The sequence below is a fragment of the Pseudomonas migulae genome (assembly GCF_043225285.1).
GTDB classification, from domain to species: domain Bacteria; phylum Pseudomonadota; class Gammaproteobacteria; order Pseudomonadales; family Pseudomonadaceae; genus Aquipseudomonas; species Aquipseudomonas migulae_C.
In genome coordinates, this window is sequence record NZ_CP171224.1 from 4755861 (window position 1) to 4777391 (window position 21531).

The 21531-nt window shown below is 61.7% G+C and carries 22 protein-coding genes; 6 read left to right on the forward strand and 16 right to left on the reverse strand.

The window, feature by feature from the left end; all coding sequences use genetic code 11:
* The first annotated feature begins 52 nt into the window (after nt 1–52).
* From ACF6ZU_RS21775 to ACF6ZU_RS21790, 4 genes are all read left to right on the forward strand, one after another.
* A complete protein-coding gene (locus tag ACF6ZU_RS21775; protein WP_008028561.1) occupies nt 53–391 on the forward strand; it encodes a YbaB/EbfC family nucleoid-associated protein in 339 nt (112 codons plus the stop codon).
* Nucleotides 392–654: 263 nt separating this feature from the next.
* Nucleotides 655–1689, forward strand: a complete 1035-nt coding sequence (locus ACF6ZU_RS21780) for an NADP-dependent oxidoreductase (RefSeq protein WP_392886871.1) — start codon at nt 655–657, stop codon at nt 1687–1689.
* 66 nt (nt 1690–1755) lie between these two features.
* Nucleotides 1756–2358 carry a recombination mediator RecR gene (gene recR / locus ACF6ZU_RS21785; protein ID WP_392886872.1) on the forward strand — a complete coding sequence of 201 codons (603 nt, stop codon included), beginning with the start codon at nt 1756–1758 and terminating at the stop codon, nt 2356–2358.
* Nucleotides 2359–2532: 174 nt separating this feature from the next.
* Nucleotides 2533–3681 (forward strand): acyl-CoA dehydrogenase family protein, encoded by a 1149-nt coding sequence (locus ACF6ZU_RS21790; RefSeq protein ID WP_392886874.1) that lies wholly within the window; start codon nt 2533–2535, stop codon nt 3679–3681.
* Nucleotides 3682–3791: 110 nt separating this feature from the next.
* Here ACF6ZU_RS21790 and ACF6ZU_RS21795 read toward each other — a convergent pair whose 3' ends face one another.
* Both ACF6ZU_RS21795 and fnr read right to left on the reverse strand, forming a co-directional pair.
* Nucleotides 3792–4340, reverse strand: a complete 549-nt coding sequence (locus tag ACF6ZU_RS21795; protein WP_027921719.1) for an adenine phosphoribosyltransferase — start codon at nt 4338–4340, stop codon at nt 3792–3794.
* A gap of 80 nt (nt 4341–4420) precedes the next feature.
* The gene (gene fnr / locus ACF6ZU_RS21800; RefSeq protein WP_392886877.1) at nt 4421–5155 is read right to left on the reverse strand and encodes a fumarate/nitrate reduction transcriptional regulator Fnr; all 735 of its coding nucleotides are present in this window, start codon (nt 5153–5155) and stop codon (nt 4421–4423) included.
* Between the two features lie 155 nt (nt 5156–5310).
* Between fnr and ACF6ZU_RS21805 the strand changes: the two genes are divergently transcribed.
* A complete protein-coding gene (locus ACF6ZU_RS21805; RefSeq protein ID WP_392893868.1) occupies nt 5311–5790 on the forward strand; it encodes a hypothetical protein in 480 nt (159 codons plus the stop codon).
* Here ACF6ZU_RS21805 and hemN read toward each other — a convergent pair.
* The 14 genes from hemN to ccoN (ACF6ZU_RS21875) all read right to left on the reverse strand — a co-directional run bounded on the left by hemN (nt 5787) and on the right by ccoN (ACF6ZU_RS21875) (nt 20711).
* Entirely contained in the window at nt 5787–7169 is a 1383-nt protein-coding gene (hemN, locus tag ACF6ZU_RS21810; protein ID WP_392893869.1) for an oxygen-independent coproporphyrinogen III oxidase, read from the reverse strand. The genes ACF6ZU_RS21805 and hemN overlap by 4 nt on opposite strands.
* Nucleotides 7170–7360: 191 nt before the next feature.
* Nucleotides 7361–8044, reverse strand: coding sequence for a sulfite exporter TauE/SafE family protein (locus ACF6ZU_RS21815; RefSeq protein ID WP_392886879.1), 684 nt, complete (start codon nt 8042–8044; stop codon nt 7361–7363).
* The gene (gene ccoS, locus ACF6ZU_RS21820; protein WP_392886881.1) at nt 8037–8255 is read right to left on the reverse strand and encodes a cbb3-type cytochrome oxidase assembly protein CcoS; all 219 of its coding nucleotides are present in this window, start codon (nt 8253–8255) and stop codon (nt 8037–8039) included. The genes ACF6ZU_RS21815 and ccoS overlap by 8 nt, the downstream gene beginning before the upstream one ends.
* A 24-nt stretch (nt 8256–8279) precedes the next feature.
* Nucleotides 8280–10730, reverse strand: a complete 2451-nt coding sequence (locus tag ACF6ZU_RS21825; protein ID WP_392886883.1) for a heavy metal translocating P-type ATPase — start codon at nt 10728–10730, stop codon at nt 8280–8282.
* A gap of 111 nt (nt 10731–10841) precedes the next feature.
* Nucleotides 10842–11381 (reverse strand): FixH family protein, encoded by a 540-nt coding sequence (locus tag ACF6ZU_RS21830; protein WP_392886885.1) that lies wholly within the window; start codon nt 11379–11381, stop codon nt 10842–10844.
* An 11-nt stretch (nt 11382–11392) separates the two neighbouring features.
* The gene (gene ccoG, locus ACF6ZU_RS21835; protein ID WP_392886887.1) at nt 11393–12808 is read right to left on the reverse strand and encodes a cytochrome c oxidase accessory protein CcoG; all 1416 of its coding nucleotides are present in this window, start codon (nt 12806–12808) and stop codon (nt 11393–11395) included.
* A gap of 1003 nt (nt 12809–13811) precedes the next feature.
* Nucleotides 13812–14795 (reverse strand): cytochrome-c oxidase, cbb3-type subunit III, encoded by a 984-nt coding sequence (gene ccoP, locus ACF6ZU_RS21840; protein ID WP_392886889.1) that lies wholly within the window; start codon nt 14793–14795, stop codon nt 13812–13814.
* Nucleotides 14792–14977 (reverse strand): CcoQ/FixQ family Cbb3-type cytochrome c oxidase assembly chaperone, encoded by a 186-nt coding sequence (locus ACF6ZU_RS21845; RefSeq protein ID WP_003175465.1) that lies wholly within the window; start codon nt 14975–14977, stop codon nt 14792–14794. Before ACF6ZU_RS21845 ends, ccoP (ACF6ZU_RS21840) begins: the two co-directional genes overlap by 4 nt.
* Before the next feature lie 5 nt (nt 14978–14982).
* Nucleotides 14983–15591, reverse strand: coding sequence for a cytochrome-c oxidase, cbb3-type subunit II (ccoO, locus tag ACF6ZU_RS21850; protein ID WP_122567923.1), 609 nt, complete (start codon nt 15589–15591; stop codon nt 14983–14985).
* The gene (gene ccoN / locus ACF6ZU_RS21855) at nt 15591–17033 is read right to left on the reverse strand and encodes a cytochrome-c oxidase, cbb3-type subunit I (protein ID WP_392886898.1); all 1443 of its coding nucleotides are present in this window, start codon (nt 17031–17033) and stop codon (nt 15591–15593) included. Before ccoN (ACF6ZU_RS21855) ends, ccoO (ACF6ZU_RS21850) begins: the two co-directional genes overlap by 1 nt.
* Nucleotides 17034–17516: 483 nt before the next feature.
* Nucleotides 17517–18470, reverse strand: coding sequence for a cytochrome-c oxidase, cbb3-type subunit III (gene ccoP, locus ACF6ZU_RS21860; RefSeq protein WP_392886900.1), 954 nt, complete (start codon nt 18468–18470; stop codon nt 17517–17519).
* Nucleotides 18467–18664, reverse strand: a complete 198-nt coding sequence (locus tag ACF6ZU_RS21865) for a cbb3-type cytochrome oxidase subunit 3 (RefSeq protein WP_392886902.1) — start codon at nt 18662–18664, stop codon at nt 18467–18469. The genes ccoP (ACF6ZU_RS21860) and ACF6ZU_RS21865 overlap by 4 nt, the downstream gene beginning before the upstream one ends.
* Nucleotides 18665–18667: 3 nt before the next feature.
* Nucleotides 18668–19276, reverse strand: a complete 609-nt coding sequence (ccoO, locus tag ACF6ZU_RS21870) for a cytochrome-c oxidase, cbb3-type subunit II (protein ID WP_392886904.1) — start codon at nt 19274–19276, stop codon at nt 18668–18670.
* Between the two features lie 10 nt (nt 19277–19286).
* Complete coding sequence (gene ccoN, locus ACF6ZU_RS21875) at nt 19287–20711, reverse strand: cytochrome-c oxidase, cbb3-type subunit I (protein ID WP_392886906.1); 1425 nt, start codon at nt 20709–20711, stop codon at nt 19287–19289.
* A 93-nt stretch (nt 20712–20804) separates the two neighbouring features.
* Here ccoN (ACF6ZU_RS21875) and ACF6ZU_RS21880 point away from each other — a divergent pair, with 93 nt between their 5' ends.
* Nucleotides 20805–21482 carry an alpha/beta family hydrolase gene (locus ACF6ZU_RS21880; protein WP_392886909.1) on the forward strand — a complete coding sequence of 226 codons (678 nt, stop codon included), beginning with the start codon at nt 20805–20807 and terminating at the stop codon, nt 21480–21482.
* The last annotated feature ends 49 nt before the right edge of the window (nt 21483–21531 follow it).

Here is a 21531-nt window from a genome sequence, read left to right on the forward strand (position 1 = left end):
TGGCCGAACGGGCCGGGCGCTGTTTTTATCCAAGTACTTTGAGGTGATTCCCATGATGAAAGGTGGCATGGCCGGCCTGATGAAGCAGGCACAGCAGATGCAGGAAAAAATGGCCAAGATGCAGGAAGAGCTGGCCAACGCCGAAGTCACCGGTAAAGCGGGTGGCGATATGGTCACTGTGGTGATGACCGGCCGTCATGACGTCAAGCGCGTGACCATCGACCCAAGCCTGGTCGAAGGCCTGAGCGAAGACGACAAGGAAATGCTCGAGGCTGTATTCGCCGCCGCCGTCAACGACGCCGTGCGCAAGATCGAAGCCAACAGCCAGGACAAAATGTCCGGCATGACCGCAGGCATGCAATTGCCGCCGGGCATGAAACTGCCGTTCTGATTCGCCAAAGCGCGTCGGATGAGCTACAAAAAAATGCCAGGCATTGCGCCTGGCATTTTTGTTTCTGCCTGTTGGTCATGTGGCGTCTGTGAGGCCGCCATCGCGAGCAGGCTCGCTCCCACAGGTCATCGGATTCCAATGTGGGAGCGAGCCTGCTCGCGATGGCAACGACTCGGTCTGTGGGCAGAAACATCGAACGCCCAGTCGCCACAAAGGTCTGCTTCCCTATACCGCCAAATTCACCGATCAAAGGAGACGCTCACATGCCACAAGCATTGACCCTCAACCAACGCATCGTCCTGGCGTCCCGTCCCGTGGGCGCGCCGACGCCCGAGAATTTCCGCCTGGAACGGGAAGCGCTGCCGGACTTGGCCGACGGTCAGGTGTTGCTCAAGACCCTGTTCCTGTCACTGGATCCCTACATGCGCGGACGCATGAGTGACGCGCCGTCCTACGCCGCACCGGTGGAAATCGACGAGGTGATGACCGGTGGCGCTGTCAGTCGGGTCGAGCGTTCGCTGAATCCGAAGTTCCAGGAGGGTGATCTGGTGGTGGGCGCGACCGGCTGGCAGAGCCACAGCATCAGTGACGGTCGCAACGTCATTCCGGTGCCGTCCGGGCTGCCGAGTCCATCGATGGCGCTGGGTGTGCTCGGCATGCCGGGCATGACCGCCTACATGGGGTTGATGGACATCGGCCAGCCCAAGGCAGGCGAAACCCTGGTGGTCGCCGCGGCGTCCGGAGCGGTGGGTTCGGTGGTGGGGCAGGTGGCGAAGATCAAAGGCCTGCGGGTGGTCGGTGTCGCGGGCGGCGCGGAAAAATGCCGTTATGTCGTGGATGAGCTGGGCTTCGATGCCTGCATTGATCACAAGAGCCCCGATTTCGCTAATGAGCTGGCCCTGGCATGCCCCAAGGGGATCGACGTTTATTATGAGAATGTCGGCGGCAAGGTGTTCGAGGCGGTGCTGCCGTTGCTCAACGCCAAGGCGCGAATTCCCCTGTGCGGCCTGATCGCGTCCTACAACGCCCACGAAGCGCCGACCGGTCCGGATCGCCTGCCGCAATTGCAGCGCACCTTGCTGACCAAGCGTGTGCGGATTCAGGGCTTCATCGTCTTCGATGACTACGGTGACCGTCAGCCGGAATTCGTCAGCGCCATGGCGCCGTGGGTGCGTGATGGCAAGGTGAAATTCCGCGAGGACGTGGTCGAGGGCTTGGAGAATGCGCCCGAGGCGTTCATCGGTCTGCTGGAAGGACGCAACTTCGGCAAACTGGTGGTGCGGGTCGCGCAGGACTGAGTATTTGACGCTAAAGAGAGGCGCGGGTATAAACCGCGTCTCGTTGTTATGTCGGACGTTTCCCCCATGAGCTTCAGCCCTTTGATTCGCCAACTGATCGATGCCCTGCGAATTTTGCCAGGTGTCGGTCAGAAAACTGCCCAGCGCATGGCATTGCAGCTGCTGGAGCGTGATCGCAGCGGCGGTTCGCGCCTGGCGTCGGCGCTGAGCCAGGCCATGGAAGGGGTGGGCCATTGCCGGTTGTGCCGCACGCTGACCGAAGACGACCTGTGCCCGCAATGCGCCGACAACCGCCGCGACGACACCTTGCTGTGTGTGGTCGAAGGGCCGATGGATGTCTATGCGGTGGAGCAGACCGGTTTCCATGGTCGCTACTTTGTGCTCAAGGGCCACCTGTCCCCGCTCGACGGGCTGGGGCCGGAAGCCATCGGGATTCCGCAGTTGCTGGCGCGGATCGAAGAAGCGGGCACGTTTACCGAAGTCATTCTGGCGACCAACCCGACGGTCGAGGGTGAGGCCACGGCTCACTACATCGCCCAGTTGCTCAACAACAAAGGCCTGATCGCCTCGCGCATTGCCCACGGCGTGCCGTTGGGTGGCGAGCTGGAGTTGGTGGATGGCGGGACGTTGGCGCATTCGTTTGCCGGGCGTAAGCCGATCGCTTTGTAGTGTTTTTACCGACGCTATCGCCGGCAAGCCAGCTCCTACAAGGGAACACGATACCTCTGTAGGAGCCGGCTTGCCGGCGATCCAGACGACTCGGTTTATCTGATTCACACAATCCTGTTGAAAACCAAGCAAGCGCTCGGTTAACGTCGCTGAACCCTTCAGTGGAGTTCGCCGATGCCTGCCTTCCAGGAATACTTCGACCCCAGCCACCAATTGGTCCGCGACAGCGTCAGACGTTTCGTCGAACGCGAGATCCTTCCGGACATCGACCAGTGGGAAGAAGCCGAAAGCTTTCCCCGCGAGCTCTACCTCAAGGCCGGCGCGGCAGGGATACTGGGCATCGGTTACCCCGAAGCCCTGGGTGGCAGTCATGAAGGTGATCTCTTCGCCAAGATCGCCGCCAGCGAAGAGTTGATGCGCTGCGGTTCCGGCGGGCTGGTTGCCGGATTGGGCTCGCTGGACATCGGCCTGCCGCCGATCCTCAAATGGGCCCGGCCCGACGTCCGTGATCGAGTCGTGCCCTCGGTGCTGGCCGGCGAAAAAATCAGCGCCCTGGCCGTGACCGAGCCCAGCGGCGGCTCCGATGTCGCCAACCTGCAAACCCGTGCCGTGCGCGACGGCGATTTCTACCGGGTCAGCGGCAGCAAAACCTTTATTACCAGTGGCGTCCGCGCGGATTACTACACCGTCGCGGTGCGCACCGGTGCGCCCGGTTTCGGTGGTATCAGCCTGTTGCTGATCGAGAAGGGCACGCCAGGGTTCACCGTGGGCCGTCAGCTGAAGAAAATGGGCTGGTGGGCGTCAGACACGGCTGAACTGTTCTTCGACGATTGCCGCATCCCTGCGAGCCATTTGATCGGTGCCGAGAACATGGGCTTCGCCTGCATCATGGGCAACTTCCAGAGCGAACGCCTGGCGCTGGCCCTGATGGCCAACATGACCGCGCAGCTTGCGCTGGAGGAGAGCCTTAAATGGGCCCGCCAGCGCGAGGCGTTCGGCAAGCCCATCGGCAAGTTCCAGGTGCTCAAGCATCGCCTCGCGGAAATGGCCACGGCGCTGGAAGTGTCACGGGAATTCACGTATCGCCAGGCCGCAAAAATGGCGGCGGGGCAGAGTGTGATCAAGGAGATTTCCATGGCGAAGAATGTCGCCACCGACACGGCGGATCGCATCACCACCGATGCGGTGCAGATCCTCGGCGGTCTCGGTTACATGCGCGAAAGCCTGGTGGAGCGGCTGTACCGGGACAACCGGATCCTGTCGATTGGCGGCGGGACGCGGGAAGTGATGAACGAGATCATCAGCAAGCAGATGGGGCTTTGAGTCTTGCGGTGATGCTGCTGACGCTATCGCGAGCAGGCTCGCTCCCACATTGAAATGCATTCCACCTGTGGGAGCGAGCCTGCTCGCGATGAGGCCGGTGCAGGCGCCGCTTACTTATCGGTCAGGGCAAACTGCGTCAGGCAGAACGTGGGAATCCCCATGTCTTCCAGGCGCTGCGACCCGCCCAGCTCCGGCAGGTCAATGATCGCCGCCGCTTCATGCACCCGCGCGCCCATGCGCCGAATCAGGTTGGCCGCCGCAATCAGCGTGCCGCCGGTGGCGATCAGGTCATCGAACATCACCACCGAATCGCCTTCGCACAGGCTGTCGGCGTGCACTTCGAGGAAGGCTTCGCCGTACTCGGTCGCATAACCTTCGGCCAACACGTCGGCCGGCAGCTTGCCTTGCTTGCGGAACAGCACCAGCGGCTTGTTCAACTGATAGGCCAGCACCGAACCGATCAGGAAGCCACGGGCATCCATGGCACCGATGTGGGTGAAGTCGGCCTCGACGTAGCGGTGGGCAAAGCTGTCCATCACCAGGCGCAGGGCCGTGGGCGACTGGAACAGCGGGGTGATGTCACGAAAGATGACGCCCGGCTTCGGGAAGTCGATCACGGGGCGGATCAGGGATTTGATGTCGAAGGAGTCGAAGACCATCGTCGAGGTGTCCTGGCAGGGCTGCAAACGTCGCAGTATAACGGCGGCTGAACCGTTTCGCTCAGCCGCCGTCGTCGCAATCAGCCTTCGATCGAGCCACCGGCGAGGGCGCAGAGCTGGATCGGGTCAAGGATGTGGATTTCCTTGCCTTCGGCGGCTATCAGCTCGTTCTGCTGGAAGCGCGTGAACACCCGCGACACGGTTTCCACCGCCAGGCCCAGGTAATTGCCGATTTCGTTGCGCGACATGCTCAGGCGGAACTGGTTGGCCGAGAAGCCGCGAGCGCGGAAGCGCGCCGACAGGTTGACCAGGAACGTGGCGATGCGCTCGTCGGCGGTTTTTTTCGACAGCAGCAACATCATTTGCTGATCGTCGCGAATCTCGCGGCTCATCACCCGCATCAACTGACGGCGCAGTTGCGGCAGTTGCAGCGCCAGTTCGTCGAGGCGTTCGAATGGAATTTCGCAGACCGAGGTGGTTTCCAGCGCCTGGGCGGTGACCGGGTGTTTTTCCGTGTCCATGCCCGACAGCCCGACCAGTTCACTCGGCAAATGGAAGCCGGTGAGCTGCTCTTCACCGCCATCGCTGAGGCTGAAGGTTTTCAGGGCGCCCGAGCGCACTGCATAGACGGAATCGAAAACGTCGCCCTGGCGGAACAGGAATTCGCCTTTTTTCAACGGGCGGCCACGTTTAACGATCTCGTCCAGCGCATCCATGTCTTCCAGATTCAGAGAAAGTGGCAAGCAGAGGGGGGCCAGGCTGCAGTCCTTGCAATGAGCCTGGTTATGAGCGCGCAGTTTTACTGGCTCGGACATTTCTTCAATCCTTGTGGGAAATCACACATAAGACGTAAGGGTAACCCACAGGAAGAGGATCAGGCCAGCGCTGCGCCGATTTGTCACATCGCGGTAAAGGGTCGTTGTCGGCGGCCGATAACCCGGTACCCACATTGACCCAAGGTACTCGCTTCATGGCCACCATCGGCGTGCTCAACCCCGGCAACAGTGGCGTGCAAGCACTGCTTGAACCTTCAAGCGTTTCGGCCGGCGATGACTCGGAAACTTCTGCCGGCACCTTCAGTTCGCCGGTGGCCGAAGGGATCAGGGTGTCGTTGTCCGGCGCCGGTTTGAGCAAGGCTGCCGAGTCGCACGGCAGTAACAAGGACATCGAAGAAAGCGGCTTGCCGGAAAACATTCAACAGATCCTGAAAATGATTCGTCAGATCCAGCAGCAGATCGCCGAGAAAGTCGCGCGCATGCAAGTGGTGATGGCGGACAAGCGACTCTCGGAAGAAGAGCGCAAGGCCAAACTCAGCGCGTTGCGTACGGCCATCAGCACGCTTAGTGGCGGCTTGATTACCGCCAATATGGCCCTGTCCAAAGCCATGAAGCAGGCCAATTTATCTCCTGAGCAAGTGCTGAAGGCCGCTTCCCTGGCGATGAAGTCTTAGATCACCCGTGAAAACCGCTGACGGTTCTGCTGTTCGAGGTACGCATCGAACACCATGCACACCGAACGCACCAGCAAACGTCCGGCGGGCAGCACCGTGATGCGTTCACTGTTCAGCTCAATCAGCCCGTCCTTGGCCATTGCTTGCAGTTGCGGCCACACCTCGCCGAAGTAACCGCGAAAATCGATATTGAACGCCTGTTCGATCTCGGCGAATTCCAGGTTGAAGCTGCAAATCAGTTGCTGGATCACCGCCCGCCGCACGCGGTCGTCGGTGTTGCACAGCAAACCGCGATTGGTCGCCAGTTGCGTGGACGCCAGGGCGTTCTGGTACTGGTTTAAATCGCTGCTGTTCTGGCAGTACAGGTCGCCGATCTGGCTGATGGCCGAAACGCCCAGACCAATCAAATCGCAATGCCCGTGAGTGGTGTAGCCCTGGAAGTTGCGTTGCAGCGTTGACTCTTCCTGGGCGATCGCCAGTTCATCGTCGGGCAGGGCGAAATGATCCATGCCGATGTAGCGGTAACCGGCGGCGGTCAGTTGTTCGATGGTGCGCTGGAGCATTTCCAGTTTCTGCGCTGGCGTCGGCAGTTCGTCGCTGTTGATTCGCCGCTGCGGCATGAAGCGCTCCGGCAGGTGCGCGTAGTTGAAGACTGACAGCCGGTCCGGTTGCAGGTTGATCACTTCATCGACGGTGCGGGCGAAATTCTCCGGTGTCTGCCTCGGCAGGCCGTAGATCAGGTCGATGTTGATCGAGCGGAATTGCAACGTTCGCGCAGCGTCGATCACTGCGCGGGTTTCTTCCAGGCTTTGCAGGCGATTGACCGCGCGCTGCACCGCGGGGTCGAGGTCTTGCAGGCCGATACTGACCCGATTGAAACCCAGTTCACGGAGCAGGCCCATGGTCGACCAGTCGGCCTCGCGCGGGTCGATCTCGATGCCGTAGTCGCCTGAATCGTCGTCCAGCAGGTTGAAGCTTTTGCGCAACTGAGTCATCAGCTGGCGCAATTCGTCATGGCTGAGAAAGGTCGGCGTGCCGCCGCCGAAGTGCAGTTGCTCGACCTTCTGCGTCGGGTCGAGGTGGCAGGCGATCAGCTGGATTTCCTGCTCCAGGCGCTGCAAATAGGGCAGGGCGCGCCCGCGATCCTTGGTGATGACTTTGTTGCAGGCGCAGTAGTAGCAAATGTTCGCGCAGAACGGCACGTGCACGTACAGCGACAACGGTCGCAGGGCCTTGCGGCTGTCGCGCAGCGCGTGGAACAGGTCGAATGTGCCGACATGGCTGTCGAACTGTACGGCGGTCGGATAGGAGGTGTAGCGCGGTCCCGCCAGGTCGTAACGGCGGATCAGATCGGTGTCCCAACGAATGGCGTCGAGCATCATGCGGGCATTCCCCCGGATAGGCTGGCAGTGTCTGCGAGTCTAGAGGGGGTGGCGTTGGGGCTTCTTGATTTGCATCAACAGAGGGATTTGCGGTGTTAGGGCTGGCTCCATCGCGAGCAGGCTCGCTCCCACATTGGAATGCATTCCCCTGTGGGAGCGAGCCTGCTCGCGATGGACGCGCCGCCGATCTAATGCCCCATGAGCCAATGCTGATGCGGCCCCGGTAAGGTCCAGATCCCGAACAGGATCACCAGCAAGCCACCGGCCATGCGCACGCTGCGTTTGCGCAACAGCGCCGTGACCCGCTCCGCCGCCAGCCCGGTGGCGAGCAGAACCGGCCAGGTGCCGAGGCCGAACGCGAGCATCAGCAACGCACTGTCGAGCGCATTGCCCTGGCTCGCCGACCACAACAGCGTGCTGTAAACCAGCCCGCACGGCAGCCAGCCCCAGAGCGCGCCGAGCAACAAGGCGCGGGGCAGGCTCGACACCGGCAGCAGCGTGTTGGCCACTGGCTGAATGTGCCGCCACAAACCGCGACCGAGGCTTTCGATGCGGGTCAGGCCGCTCCACCAGCCGGCGAGATACAGGCCCATCGCAATCAGCAGCAATCCGGCGAGGACGCGCATGAACATCGCCGCCGGGCTGTTCGCCACCGCCCAGCCCGCCAGGCCGATCAGCAGGCCTGCCGTGGCGTAACTGAGAATCCGCCCGAGGTTGTAAGCCAGCAGCAATCGAAAACGGCGGCTGCGTTGTTCCTTGGGAATCGCCAGGGTCAACGCGCCCATCAGGCCGCCGCACATGCCCAGGCAATGACCGCCGCCGAGCAGGCCCAGAATCACCGCGGAAACCAGAAGGGGTGCCAGTTCAAACATTCGGCGGGGCCTTGTCGTCCGGTTTGGCCGGATGGCCGCTGGCTTCATCCACCGCCGCGGTGTGTTTCGGGTCCTGGTCGTCGAACAGGATGCTGTGGGCCGGGCCGTCGAGGTCGTCGTACTGGCCGCTGTCGACTGCCCAGAAGAAGATGTAGACCGCGATGGCGACGATCAGCAGCGCGGCCGGGATCATCACGTAGAGAGCTGGCATGGTGAGGCTCCATGCCCGCGCGGCTCAGGCCGGCAGCGGGCGGGTTTCTGGCGTGGCGCTGGCGGCAGGCGCGCTCGGCAGGCGAGTCAGGCGCAGGGCGTTCAGCACCACGGTCAACGAACTGATGGACATGCCGACCGCGGCCCATACCGGCGTGATCCAGCCGAGGGCGGCGAACGGCAACATGAGGCCATTGTACAGCCCGGCCCACAGCAGGTTCTCGATGATTACCCGACGGGTGCGCCGCGCCAGGCTGAAGGCCTGCACCAGAGCATCGAGACGGTTCGACAGCAGCACGGCGTCGGCGCTGGTTTTCGCCAGGTCAGTGGCCGAGCCCATCGCGACGCTGATGTCGGCGGCGGCCAGTACCGGCACGTCGTTGACCCCGTCACCGAGCATCAGCACTTTGCGACCTTCCCTGTGCAGCTGTTGCAGGACCTGCAATTTATCGTCCGGGCGCAAACCGCCACGGGCCTCGTCGATGCCCAGTTCCGCGGCGACGCTGGCGACCATCGGCGAACTGTCGCCGGACAGCAGCAAGGTGCGCCAGCCCCGCGCCCGACAAGCCTCCAGCAACGCCGGCGCATCGGCGCGCAAGCGGTCGTCGAGGACCAGCCACGCCAGCGGTCCCTGACGGTCGCCGAGCAGCAGCCACTGGCCTGCTTCGTCGGGCATCGAAGGGATTTCAGCGCCACTGAGCTCGCAGACAAAACCCGGCTGGCCGATGCGCAGGCGTTGTTCGCCGACCACGCCTTCCAGGCCCAGCCCCGGCGTGCTGTGGACTTCTTCAGCCGCCAGCGGCGCACGACCGAACGCGCGGGCGATCGGGTGTTCGGAACGGTTTTCGAGGGCGGCGGCGAGGCTCAGGCATTGATCACTGTCGAGGGCGCCGAGGGGGCGAATCGAACGCAGCGCCAGACGCCCTTCGGTGAGGGTGCCGGTCTTGTCGAAAATCACCGTGTCGATCTGGTTCAGGCCTTCCAGCACATGGCCGCGTGTCAGCAGCAGCCCAAGCTTGTGCAGGGTGCCGGTGGCGGCGGTGAGCGCGGTCGGGGTGGCGAGAGAGAGGGCGCACGGACAGGTGGCGACCAGCATCGCCAAAACAATCCAGAAGGCGCGCGATGAGTCCAGCTCCCACCACAGCAGGCCGATGCAGGCGCAGGCGATCAGGGTCAACAGCAGGAACCATTGCGCGGCGCGGTCGGCGATCTCCGCCAGTCGCGGCTTCTCGGCCTGGGCGCGGTCCAGCAGGCGGACGATGGCGGACAGCCGGGTGTCCTGGCCAAGGGCGAGGACTTCCACGGTCAGCGCCCCCTCGACGTTCAGGGTGCCGGCGGTGACTGCGTCCCCGAGTGTGCGCGGCTGCGGCAGGTATTCGCCGGTCAGCAGGGATTCGTCGATGCTCGACTGGCCGTCGAGGATCTTGCCGTCGGCCGGGAGGATCGCGCCGGGATGGACCAGAACCTGGTCGCCGACGCGCAGCTCGCTGAGCAGGATGCGCTCGCTCTGGCCATCAGCCCCCAGCCGCAGGCAGGAGGCCGGCAGCAGGTTGACGAGTTGTGCGGTGGCGGCGGCGGTGCGTTCCCGGGCGCGGCGCTCCAGATAACGTCCTGCCAGCAAGAACAGGGCGAACATGCCGACAGCATCGAAATACAGCTCGCCGACGCCGCTGATCGAAGTCCAGATCCCGGCGATGTAGGCACTGCCAATCGCCAGCGACACCGAGACGTCCATGGTCAGGTGGCGGGTGCGCAAGTCGCGCATCGCCCCTTTGAAAAACGGCGCACAGCTGTAGAACACGATCGGTGTGGTGAGGAACAGCGCGACCCAGCGCAGGATGGTGTGCAGCTCGGGGCTGAGGTCGATATTGAATTCCGGCCAGGTGGCCATGGTCGCCATCATCGCCTGGAACCACAGCAGCCCGGCGACTCCGAGCTGGCGCAGGGCCAGGCGGTTTTCGCTGGCCAGTTGTTCACTGGCGCGGTCGGCCTGATAGGGGTGCGCGGCGTAACCGATGTGGCGCAATTCGCTGAGCACCTGGCTCAAAGGCAATTGCGCATCGGCCCAACGCACGTGCAGGCGATGGTTGGACAGGTTCAGCCGCGCTTCCGCCACCGCCGGCAAGCCGCGCAGGTGTTTCTCGATCAGCCAGCCGCACGCCGCGCAACTGATGCCTTCCATCAGCAAGGTGGTTTCGGCGAGTTCGCCGTCGTGGCGCACGAAGGGTTGTTGCACGTCGGCGCGGTCGTACAGCGCCAGTTCGTCCACCAACTGCACCGGCAATGCTTCGGGGTTGGCTGAGGCTTCGCTGCGATGCTGGTAATAGCTTTCCAGCCCACCGGCGACGATTGCTTCGGCCACGGCCTGGCAACCCGGGCAGCAGAACTCGCGGGGTTCACCGAGGACGGCAGCGGTGAAGCGGCTGCCGGCCGGGACGGGCAGGGCGCAGTGGTAGCAGGGGGTTGGGGTGTTCATGGTTTTGGATTTATGTCGTCTGGAAGGGCTTCATCGCTGGCAAGCCAGCTCCTACAAGGGCTCGCACGATCCTGTAGGAGCCGGCTTGCCGGCGATGCGCGAAGCGCGACTTTATTTTTTCAGGTCTTCGGCGCCCTGCAACGGTTCGTCACCCAGCAGCAGATCCTTGTCATGGCTGACCTGTTCTTCTTCGAACATGCGCCAGATATGGTCGTCCTGAGTACCCAGCAATTCGACAAAGCGACGACCTTCGATCTTGTCGCTCAGCTGGCCGATGTAGCGGCCCTTTTCGGTTTCACTGCGGGCGAGGGTGATCTTGCGATCCTTCTCGGGCTGGGTCGGCGAGATCAGGTTCAGTTCGAGGGTTTTCGGCTGGCTGTTGCCGCTCAGGCGCACGTCGACTTCGCCGGTCACGTCGTCCAGGTGCACGCTGGCACGCAGGAGCAGGGTCTGCGCCAACAGTTCGCGGTCAAGGGAGCGGTTGATGCCTTTGCCGGCCTCGTAATAGTTGTCGTTGACCAGGTTGTCCGGGTTGTTCACCGCAATCGTCACCATGGACAGGGTCAGCGTCACCGAACAGGCGAGGATGCCGATGATGATCCACGGCCAAAGGTGCTTGTACCAGGGACTTGCGGCGTTTGCTGCGGGCATGATCACTTCTCTCAACGAATTTGTGGGCCGATGAATCGGCTCTTGGCTTCAACGTGGATGCTTTCGTCATCGGCGTCCTTGAGGATGAATTTCACCTCGTTGGTGCTCGATGGCAGTTTTTCCGGAGCGATGGACAGTTCCACCGGCTGGCTGAAAATCTCGCCGGCGGCGACCTTGATCTCGCGCTTGCCTTGCAGCTTCAGGTCCGGCAGGCCGGCGGCTTCCAGCACGTAGGTGTGGTCGCGCTGATCCTTGTTCATGATCTTCAGGCTGTAGACGTTTTCGATCCGGCCTTCGGCGTTCTCGCGGTACAGCACGCGGTCCTTGCTGACATCGAAACCGACCAGCGAACGCATGAAGAACGCTCCCGCCAGCAGCGCCATCATCGCCAGCAACACCACCGCGTAGCCGATCAGGCGCGGGCGCAGTTTATGGGTTTTTTGCCCGGACAGGTTGTGCTCGGTGGTGTAGCTGATCAGGCCGCGCGGGTACTCCATTTTGTCCATGATGCTGTCGCAGGCATCGATGCACGCGGCGCAACCGATGCACTCGATTTGCAGGCCGTCACGAATGTCGATGCCGGTCGGGCAGACCTGGACGCACATGGTGCAGTCGATGCAATCACCCAGGCCCTGGGCCTTGTAGTCGATGCCTTTCTTGCGCGGGCCGCGGCTTTCACCGCGACGGGGATCGTAGGAAACGATCAGCGTGTCTTTGTCGAACATCACGCTCTGGAAGCGCGCATACGGGCACATGTAAATGCACACCTGTTCGCGCAGCCAGCCAGCGTTGCCGTAGGTGGCGAGGGTGAAGAAACCGACCCAGAAATACGACCAGCCATCGGCCTCGCCGGTGAAGAAATCGATGGTCAGCTCGCGGATCGGCGAGAAGTAGCCGACGAAGGTCATGCCGGTGACGAAGCCGATCAACAGCCACATCGTGTGCTTGCTGAATTTGCGCAGGAACTTGTTGGCGCTCATCGGCGCCTTGTCGAGTTTGATGCGCTGGTTGCGGTCGCCTTCGGTGACCTTCTCGCACCACATGAAAATCCAGGTCCAGACGCTCTGCGGGCAGGTATAACCGCACCAGACGCGCCCGGCGTAAACGGTAATGAAAAACAGGCCGAAGGCGCTGACGATCAGGATCCCCGAGAGCAGGATGAAGTCTTGTGGCCAGAACGTGGCGCCGAAGATGAAGAACTTGCGCTCCGGCAGGTTCCACCACACCGCCTGGTGACCGCCCCAGTTCAGCCACACCGTGCCGAAATACAGCAGAAACAGAAAGGCCCCGCCCATCATCCGCAAATTGCGGAACAGGCCGGTGAAGGCGCGGGTGTAGATCTTTTCTCGAGAGGCGTAGAGGTCGACGCTGTTGTTCGCGTTTTTGGCAGGCGGGGTAACGTCGTGTACCGGAATCTGGTTGCTCATCGGTTGCATCCCACGGCAGTGGAAAAATGCCTCGGTCAGTACATGCCGACCGCGGTCAAAAAGAGGTAGTGCAGTGGCGCAATGATACGCCTGTCGCTCTAGCTCAAGGGTGCGACCTTTGGTCACGTTGGTGGAAATCAAATGACGGTGTAATGACTTGAATCAATTGACTGGTGAAATTATGGACGGTTTTTCAGGTGTGAGCGGAATAGGTGAGCTTTCAAGATAACGCAAAACCTGTAGGAGCCGGCTTGCCGGCGATGGACTGAAGGACGCCGCGTTAATCCAGACAGCACGCGTAATCGTTAACGACCTTCGCCAGCAAGCTGGCTCCTACGGAAGTTTGGCGTGGCTTTAGACGTGTACATATCCGTTTCTGCTTTAACGGCCACTGTTGGTTTCGCCCTTACGGCGAGTCACTTGGAAGCACGGAACGCCGCCCGGCCCCAAGTAACCAAGCGCTTTTGCCCCTTTCGTTCGGTGCCTCGCCATGGCTCGGAATGCCCTCGCACCGGTCCTGCTCCGCGGCCATCCATGGCCGGGGGGCGGCTAACTCGGCATCCATGCCGGGTTGCCGACTGCGCAGAACCTGCGCTCGGCCTCTCGAGGGGGCGACCACCGCCAGAGCCGCCGCGGCGGCCTTAAAGCCGACCTGGCTCTTAGGTGACCCCGTTAACTCATTCCGGATTTGTACACCGATCCCGTGTAGGAGCCGGCTTGCTGGCGATAGCGTCCGTCCCGTCAACACATCGTTGCCTGACCCACCTCCATCGCCAGCAAGCCGGCTCCTACATGGAATCGGGTTCACCCAATTCGAAACTGTAGGAGCCAGCTTGCTGGCGATGGACGTTAACGATCACGCGTGCTGTCTGGATTAACGCGGCGCGTTTGAGTCCATCGTCGGAACGCCGCCCGCAGCAAGCTGCTCCTACAGGAAAAGAGTCATAAAAAAAGCCCCGCCAATTCTCATTGGCGGGGCCGTTTTTTGTATCAGGCGATCAGCTTACTGTGCGTCTGGCGCCGGAGCCTTCTCACCGTGAGACAGGCTGTAGACGTAAGCGGCCAGCAGGTGGACCTTGTCGTTGCCCTGCAGTTGTTCCTGCGCAGGCATCTGGCCCTGACGGCCGTAACGGATGGTCTGCTGCAGCTGAGCGAAGCTCGAACCGTAGATGAACGCCGCCGGGTGGGTCAGGTTAGGTGCGCCCATCGCTGGGGTACCTTTGCCTTCCGGACCGTGGCACACGGCGCAGTTGGCGGCGAACAGTTTCTGCCCGGCAGCCGGATCGGCCTTGGTGCCTTCCGGCAGCTTGCGGCCATCGAGGTTGGTCAGGACGAAGGCGGCAACGTCTGCAACGCCTTGTTCACCGATCACTTCAGCCCAGGCCGGCATCACGGCGTGACGACCGCCCATGATGGTGGTCTTGATGGTTTCCGCTTCGCCGCCCCAGCGCCAGTCGGCGTCGGTCAGGTTCGGGAAGCCATAAGCGCCCTTGGCGTCGGAGCCGTGGCAAACCGAGCAGTTGGAGGCGAACAGGCGGCCACCCATCTTCAGGGCTTGCGGGTCCTTGGCGACTTCTTCGATCGGCATGGACGCGAACTTGGCGAAGATCGGGCCGAACTTGGCGTCCGACTTGGCCATTTCCTTTTCCCACTCGTGAACGCCGGTCCAGCCGCTCTGGCCGTTGGCGAACGCGGTCTGCTTCTCGTTATCCAGGTAGTTGTAACCCGGCAGCAGGCCTTTCCAGTTGCCCAGGCCCGGGTACAGCACCAGGTAGCCCAGGGCGAAGATGATGGTGCCGACGAACAGCATGAACCACCATTTCGGCAGCGGGTTGTCGTACTCCTCGATCCCGTCGAAGGAGTGGCCAACCGTCTCTTCGGTGGCTTCGCTGCGCTGGCCCTTGCGGGTCGACAGCAGCAGCCAGGTCAGGGCGAAAATGGTGCCGAGACTGAGGACTGTGACGTACAGACTCCAGAACGTAGTCATTCTTTGTTACTCCTAGAAGCTTGCTCGACGTGCTTGATGGCTTCGGGATCATCCGCGAAAGGCAGCAAGGTCGCGTCTTCAAACTCCGACTTGCGCTTGGGGCTGAACACCCACAACGCCAGACCGATGAAGGCCACCATCACGACAACGGTGCCCAGGCCACGAATCATCCCGATATCCATCTAAATCACCGTTTGCTTTTGATGATGGTGCCCAGGCCTTGCAGATAGGCCACCAGCGCGTCCATTTCGGTTTTGCCCTTCACGGCATCCTTGGCACCGGCGATGTCTTCGTCGGTGTAAGGGACGCCGAGCGCGCGCAAGACTTCCATTTTCTTCGCGGTGTCTTTGCCGTCGAGCTTGTTTTCCACGAGGAACGGGTAGGCCGGCATTTTCGATTCAGGCACGACGTTGCGCGGGTTGTACAAGTGCGCACGCTGCCAGTCATCGGAGTAACGACCGCCGACACGGGCCAGGTCCGGACCGGTACGCTTGGAACCCCACAGGAACGGGTGGTCCCAGACGCTTTCACCGGCGACCGAGTAGTGGCCGTAGCGTTCGGTTTCAGCACGGAACGGGCGGATCATCTGCGAGTGGCAGCCGACACAACCGTTGGCGATGTAGATGTCGCGGCCTTCCAGTTCAAGGGCGGTACGTGGCTTCATGCCTTCGACCGGCTTGTTGGTGACGTCCTGGAAAAACAGCGGAACGATCTGGGTCAGGCCGCCGACGCTGACGGCGATAACCATGAAGAAGGCCAGCAGGCCAATGTTCTTCTCGACTGCTTCATGCTTCATCAGTGAGCTCCAACTACAGCAATCTGAGCGGCGGCTTCGGCTTCAGCCGGGTTCGAGGCACGTACGGTACGCCATACGTTGTAGGCCATGAACAGCATGCCGCTGGCAAAGAACGCACCGCCCAGGGCGCGAACGATGAAACCAGGGTGGCTGGCTTGCAGCGCTTCAACGAACGAGTAGGTGAGGGTGCCGTCGTCGTTGATTGCACGCCACATCAGGCCCTGGGTGATGCCGTTGACCCACATCGAAGCGATGTACAGAACGGTACCGATGGTCGCGAGCCAGAAGTGCGTGTTGATCAGGCCGATGCTGTGCATCTGCGCGCGACCGAACAGTTTCGGGATCATGTGGTAGATCGCGCCGATCGAGATCATCGCTACCCAGCCCAAAGCGCCGGCGTGTACGTGGCCGATGGTCCAGTCGGTGTAGTGCGAGAGCGAGTTGACGGTCTTGATGGCCATCATCGGGCCTTCGAAGGTCGACATGCCGTAGAACGCCAGCGACACGACCAGGAAGCGCAGGATCGGGTCGGTGCGCAGCTTATGCCAGGCGCCCGACAGGGTCATCATGCCGTTGATCATGCCGCCCCAGCTCGGAGCCAGCAGGATGATCGACATTGCCATGCCCAGGGACTGGGCCCAGTCCGGCAGTGCGGTGTAGTGCAGGTGGTGCGGACCGGCCCAGATGTACAGGGTGATCAGCGCCCAGAAGTGCACGATCGACAGGCGATAGGAGTAGATCGGACGCTCGGCCTGCTTCGGAACGAAGTAGTACATCATCCCCAGGAAGCCGGTGGTCAGGAAGAAACCTACGGCGTTGTGGCCGTACCACCACTGGATCATCGCGTCCGTCGCACCCGAGTAGGCGGAGTACGACTTGAACAGGCTGACCGGCAGCGACATGTGGTTGACGATGTGCAGCATCGCGGTCACGACGATGAACGCGCCGTAGAACCAGTTGCCCACATAGATGTGCTTGGTCTTGCGCTTGACGATGGTGCCGAAGAACACCAGACCGTAGGTGACCCAGACAATGGCCAGCAGAATGGCGAGGGGCCATTCCAGTTCGGCGTATTCCTTGGTGGTGGTGTAACCCAGCGGCAAGGTAACGATTGCCCCGATGATCACCGCTTGCCAACCCCAGAAGTGGAAGGCCGCGAGGCTGTCGGAAATCAGTCGCGTTTGGCAGGTTCGCTGCACGACGTAATAAGAAGTGGCAAACAGTGCACAACCACCGAAGGCGAAAATCACCAGGTTGGTGTGCAACGGGCGTAAGCGTCCAAAGGTCGTCCACGGCAGACCGAAGTTCAATTCCGGCCATACGAGCTGTGAGGCGATGAAGACACCGAGCCCCATGCCAAGGATCCCCCAGACCACCGTCATGATGGCGAACTGGCGGACTACCTTATAGTTATAAGCAGTCGGACTGATTGCTGTGCTCATTCTAAGGTTCCACGGTTTGGGTGTTTTATTAGGAGTAAAAATCGGCCGCAAGTATGGAGAAAGCAGGGGGTCATTGCAACGCGCCATGACCTGGGTCAATGCTTTCAAAAGCTGATTCTGCGGCCTTTCCATGCGCCGCGTAAGGACAAAATCGCCCTCGGACAAAATGTCGCAGCGAACGAAAATGATGAGAGGGTCAGGTCAGTTGTAACGGGGTGTGTTCAAACGCAACGACCGGGTGACCGATGGCAATTGGCACGACAGCCGGTATCTACCAGCCTTTGCGGCCTGTCATCGAGCAGACTCGTCGAACACATCGGGTTGGGTCGACCTGGAACCGGCTCATGCCAGTCCGCATCGGAGCAAGCTTAGACCCGAATCTGGTGAACCGAAAGGAGGACTAACGGAGGGTGCGACAATGAGTCGCAAAGCGGCAGGGAACTGCCGCATCCGGGGAGAATGCGGCAGCAGAGCGGTCAGGAATTATTCGCCTTTGCCTTCGGCCTGCAAACGTTCTGTATTCAGACCGTGGGACAGGCTGTACACATAAGCGGCCAGCAGTTGCACCTTATCGTTGCCGAGCAGTTCGTTCTGCGCCGGCATATGGCCCTGGCGGCCATGGCGAATGGTTTGTTGTAGTTGCGCCAGGCTGGTTCCGTAAATGAATCCGGCCGGTTGCGTCAGGTTCGGCGCCCCCATGGCTTTAGTGCCGTGGCCGGTTGCCCCATGACAGGCTACGCACGTGGTGCTGAACAGTTGCTGTCCGGCTTGCAGGTCGGCGGTGTCGTCGGCCGGCAAAGGCAGGCCGGCCAGATCATGACGCACGTACGCGGCGACGTTTTTCACGCCCGTTTCACCGAGGATTTCACCCCAGGCCGGCATGGCCGCCATGCGACCGCCCATGATCGTGGTCTTGATGGTGTCGGCCGTACCGCCCCAGCGCCAGTTGCTGTCGGCCAGGTTCGGGAAGCCGAAAGCACCCTTGGCATCCGAGCCGTGGCACACCGAGCAGTTCGAGGCGAACAGGCGACCGCCCATTTTCAGCGCTTGCGGGTCCTTCGCCACTTCTTCCAGCGGCATGGCGGCGAATTTGGCGAAGATCGGTCCGAACTTAGCGTCGGCCTTGTTCATCTCCTTTTCCCATTCGTGCACGCCGGTCCAGCCGTCCTCGTAACCCGGCAGAATGCCTTTCCAGTTGCCCAGGCCCGGGTACAGCACCAGATAACCCACGGCGAACACCAGCGTGCCGGCGAACAGCATGAACCACCATTGCGGCAACGGGTTGTCGTACTCCTCGATGCCGTCGAAGCTGTGGCCCATGGTCTGGTCGACGCTGCCCTTGGTTTCGCCCTTGCGGGTGCCGATCAGCAGCCAGGTCAGGCCGATCAGGCTGCCGATGGTCAGTACGCAGATCCACGTACTCCAGAAGGTGGTCATGACCGGGTACTCCTTGTTTCAGGTTCTTGGGTGGCATCGGGTTGTGGCTCATCGGCGAACGGCAGCAGGCGCGCTTCGGCGAATTCCGGATTGCGCTTGCCGTTGAACACCCACAACGTCAGGCCGACGAACGCCACGAACACCACCACCGTGCCGAGGCCGCGAATCATTCCACTGCTCATCTCAACGACCATGGCTCACCTCTTGCTCTTGATGGCAGTGCCGAGCACTTGCAGGTAGGCGACCAGCGCGTCCATCTCGGTCTTGCCCTTGATCGAGGCCACGGCGCCCGTGATGTCGTCGTCGGTGTACGGCACGCCGAGGGTGCGCATCGCCTTGATCTTGCTTTCGGTGTGGCTGCTGTCGAGCTGATTGGCCACCAGCCACGGGTAGGCGGGCATCTTCGATTCCGGCACCACGTTGCGCGGGTTGTACAAGTGCGCGCGGTGCCAGTCTTCGGAGTAACGGCCGCCGACCCGGGCCAGGTCCGGACCGGTGCGTTTGGAGCCCCACAGGAACGGGTGATCCCAGACGCTTTCCCCGGCCACCGAGTAGTGCCCGTAGCGTTCGGTCTCGGCGCGGAACGGCCGGATCATCTGCGAGTGGCAACCGACGCAGCCTTCGCGGATGTAAATGTCGCGGCCTTCCAGTTGCAGCGCGGTGTAGGGCTTCATGCCTTCCACCGGTTTATTGGTCACGTCCTGGAAGAACAGCGGGACGATCTGGGTCAGACCGCCGATGCTCACGGCCAGGACCATCAGCAGCATCAGCAGGCCGACATTTTTCTCGATTGTTTCGTGTTTCATGGCGGACTCCTCAGACCATCTGCGCGGCAGCGGCGACGTCGGCAGGCTGCGAGGCCCGCACGGTGCGCCAGGTGTTGTAAGCCATCAGGAACATGCCGCTGAGGAAGATCGCACCGCCCACCAGTCGCACGATGAAGCCGGGGTGGCTGGCCACCAGGGTTTCGACGAAGGAGTAGGTCAGCGTGCCGTCCTCGTTCACCGCACGCCACATCAGGCCCTGGGCGATGCCGTTGACCCACATCGAGGCGATGTACAGCACAGTGCCGATGGTCGCGAGCCAGAAGTGCGCGTTGATCAGGCCGATGCTGTGCATCTGCGGCCGGCCGAAGATTTTCGGGATCATGTGGTACAGCGCGCCGATGGAAATCATCGCCACCCAGCCGAGCGCGCCGGCGTGAACATGGCCGATGGTCCAGTCGGTGTAGTGGGAGAGGGCGTTCACGGTCTTGATCGCCATCATCGGCCCTTCGAAGGTCGACATGCCGTAGAACGCCAGGGACACCACGAGGAAGCGCAGGATCGGGTCGCTGCGCAACTTATGCCAGGCGCCCGACAGGGTCATCATGCCGTTGATCATCCCGCCCCAGCTCGGGGCCAGCAGGATCAGCGACATCACCATGCCCAGCGACTGCGCCCAGTCCGGCAGCGCCGTGTAGTGCAAGTGGTGCGGGCCGGCCCAGATGTAGAGGGTGATCAGTGCCCAGAAGTGCACGATGGACAGGCGATAGGAATACACCGGGCGTTCGGCCTGTTTCGGCACGAAGTAGTACATCATCCCGAGGAAGCCGGCGGTGAGGAAAAAGCCTACGGCGTTGTGGCCGTACCACCACTGCACCATGGCATCGGTCGCACCGGCGTACAGCGAGTAGGACTTGGTGAAACTCACCGGCAGCTCAAGGTTGTTGACGATGTGCAGGATCGCCACGGTGATGATGAAGCCACCGAAGAACCAGTTGCCCACATAGATGTGCTTGGTGTTGCGCTTCATGATCGTGCCGAAGAACACGATGGCGTAGGCGACCCAGACGATGGTGATCAGGATGTCGATCGGCCATTCCAGCTCGGCGTATTCCTTGGAGCTGGTGTAACCCAGCGGCAGGCTGATCGCCGCCAGCAGGATCACCAGCTGCCAGCCCCAGAAGCAGAACGCGGCGATTTTAGGTGCAAACAATTGCGTCTGACAGGTGCGCTGCACCGAATAAAACGAACTGGCGAACAGGGCGCAGCCGCCGAAGGCGAAGATCACCGCGTTGGTGTGCAGCGGGCGCAAGCGGCCGAAACTGGTCCACGGCAAATTGAAGTTGAGTTCGGGCCAGACCAATTGGGCCGCGAGAAAAACCCCGAGCCCCATGCCGACGATGCCCCACACCACCGTCATAATGGCGAATTGGCGGACCACCTTGTAGTTGTAGGCGGTACTGATAGAAGTGTTCATGGTTCCCCATCCACGGTTCAGCCGAAAGGGCGTTCGCGCAAGGCGGACGCTCCCTTCGCCTGGAGTTATAGGCAGACTAAAAGCGAGGCAAGCATGGACAAAGAGCACAAGGCCAGTATTGACGGGGATCAATGGGCGCAGTGCCTGCGTGAACATGGATGGTTATGGAATGCCGCGGCAGCACCGGCCTCGGCGACGCTGATCCTGGCCCATGGCGCCGGTGCGCCGATGGACAGCGCCTGGATGAACGACATGGCTGCGCGCCTTGCCGCGCAGGGCGTCAACGTGCTGCGCTTCGAGTTTCCGTACATGGCGCAGCGGCGTGCCGATGGCGGCAAACGCCCGCCGAACCCGGCACCGAAGCTGCTGGAATGCTGGCGTGAGGTGTACGCCGTGGTGCGACGCCATGTCACTGGGCGCCTGGCCATTGGCGGCAAGTCCATGGGCGGGCGGATGGCGAGTCTGCTGGCGGATGAATTGGGCGCGGATGCGCTGGTGTGCCTGGGGTATCCGTTTTATGCCGTGGGTAAACCGGAGAAACCTCGTGTTGAACATCTGGCCGGGTTGAAGACGCGGACGTTGATCGTTCAAGGCGAGCGGGATGCGTTGGGTAATCGCGAGGCGGTTGAGGGTTACACGCTGTCACCGGGAATCGAGGTGTTCTGGTTGGTGGCGGGGGATCATGATTTGAAGCCGCTGAAGGTTTCCGGGTTCAGCCATGAGCAGCATTTGGCTTCGGCGGCGAGCAAGGTTGCCGCGTTTCTTCAGTGAGGTTTGCGGTGCCTGTCCCGGCCTTATCGCGAGCAGGCTCGCTCCCACA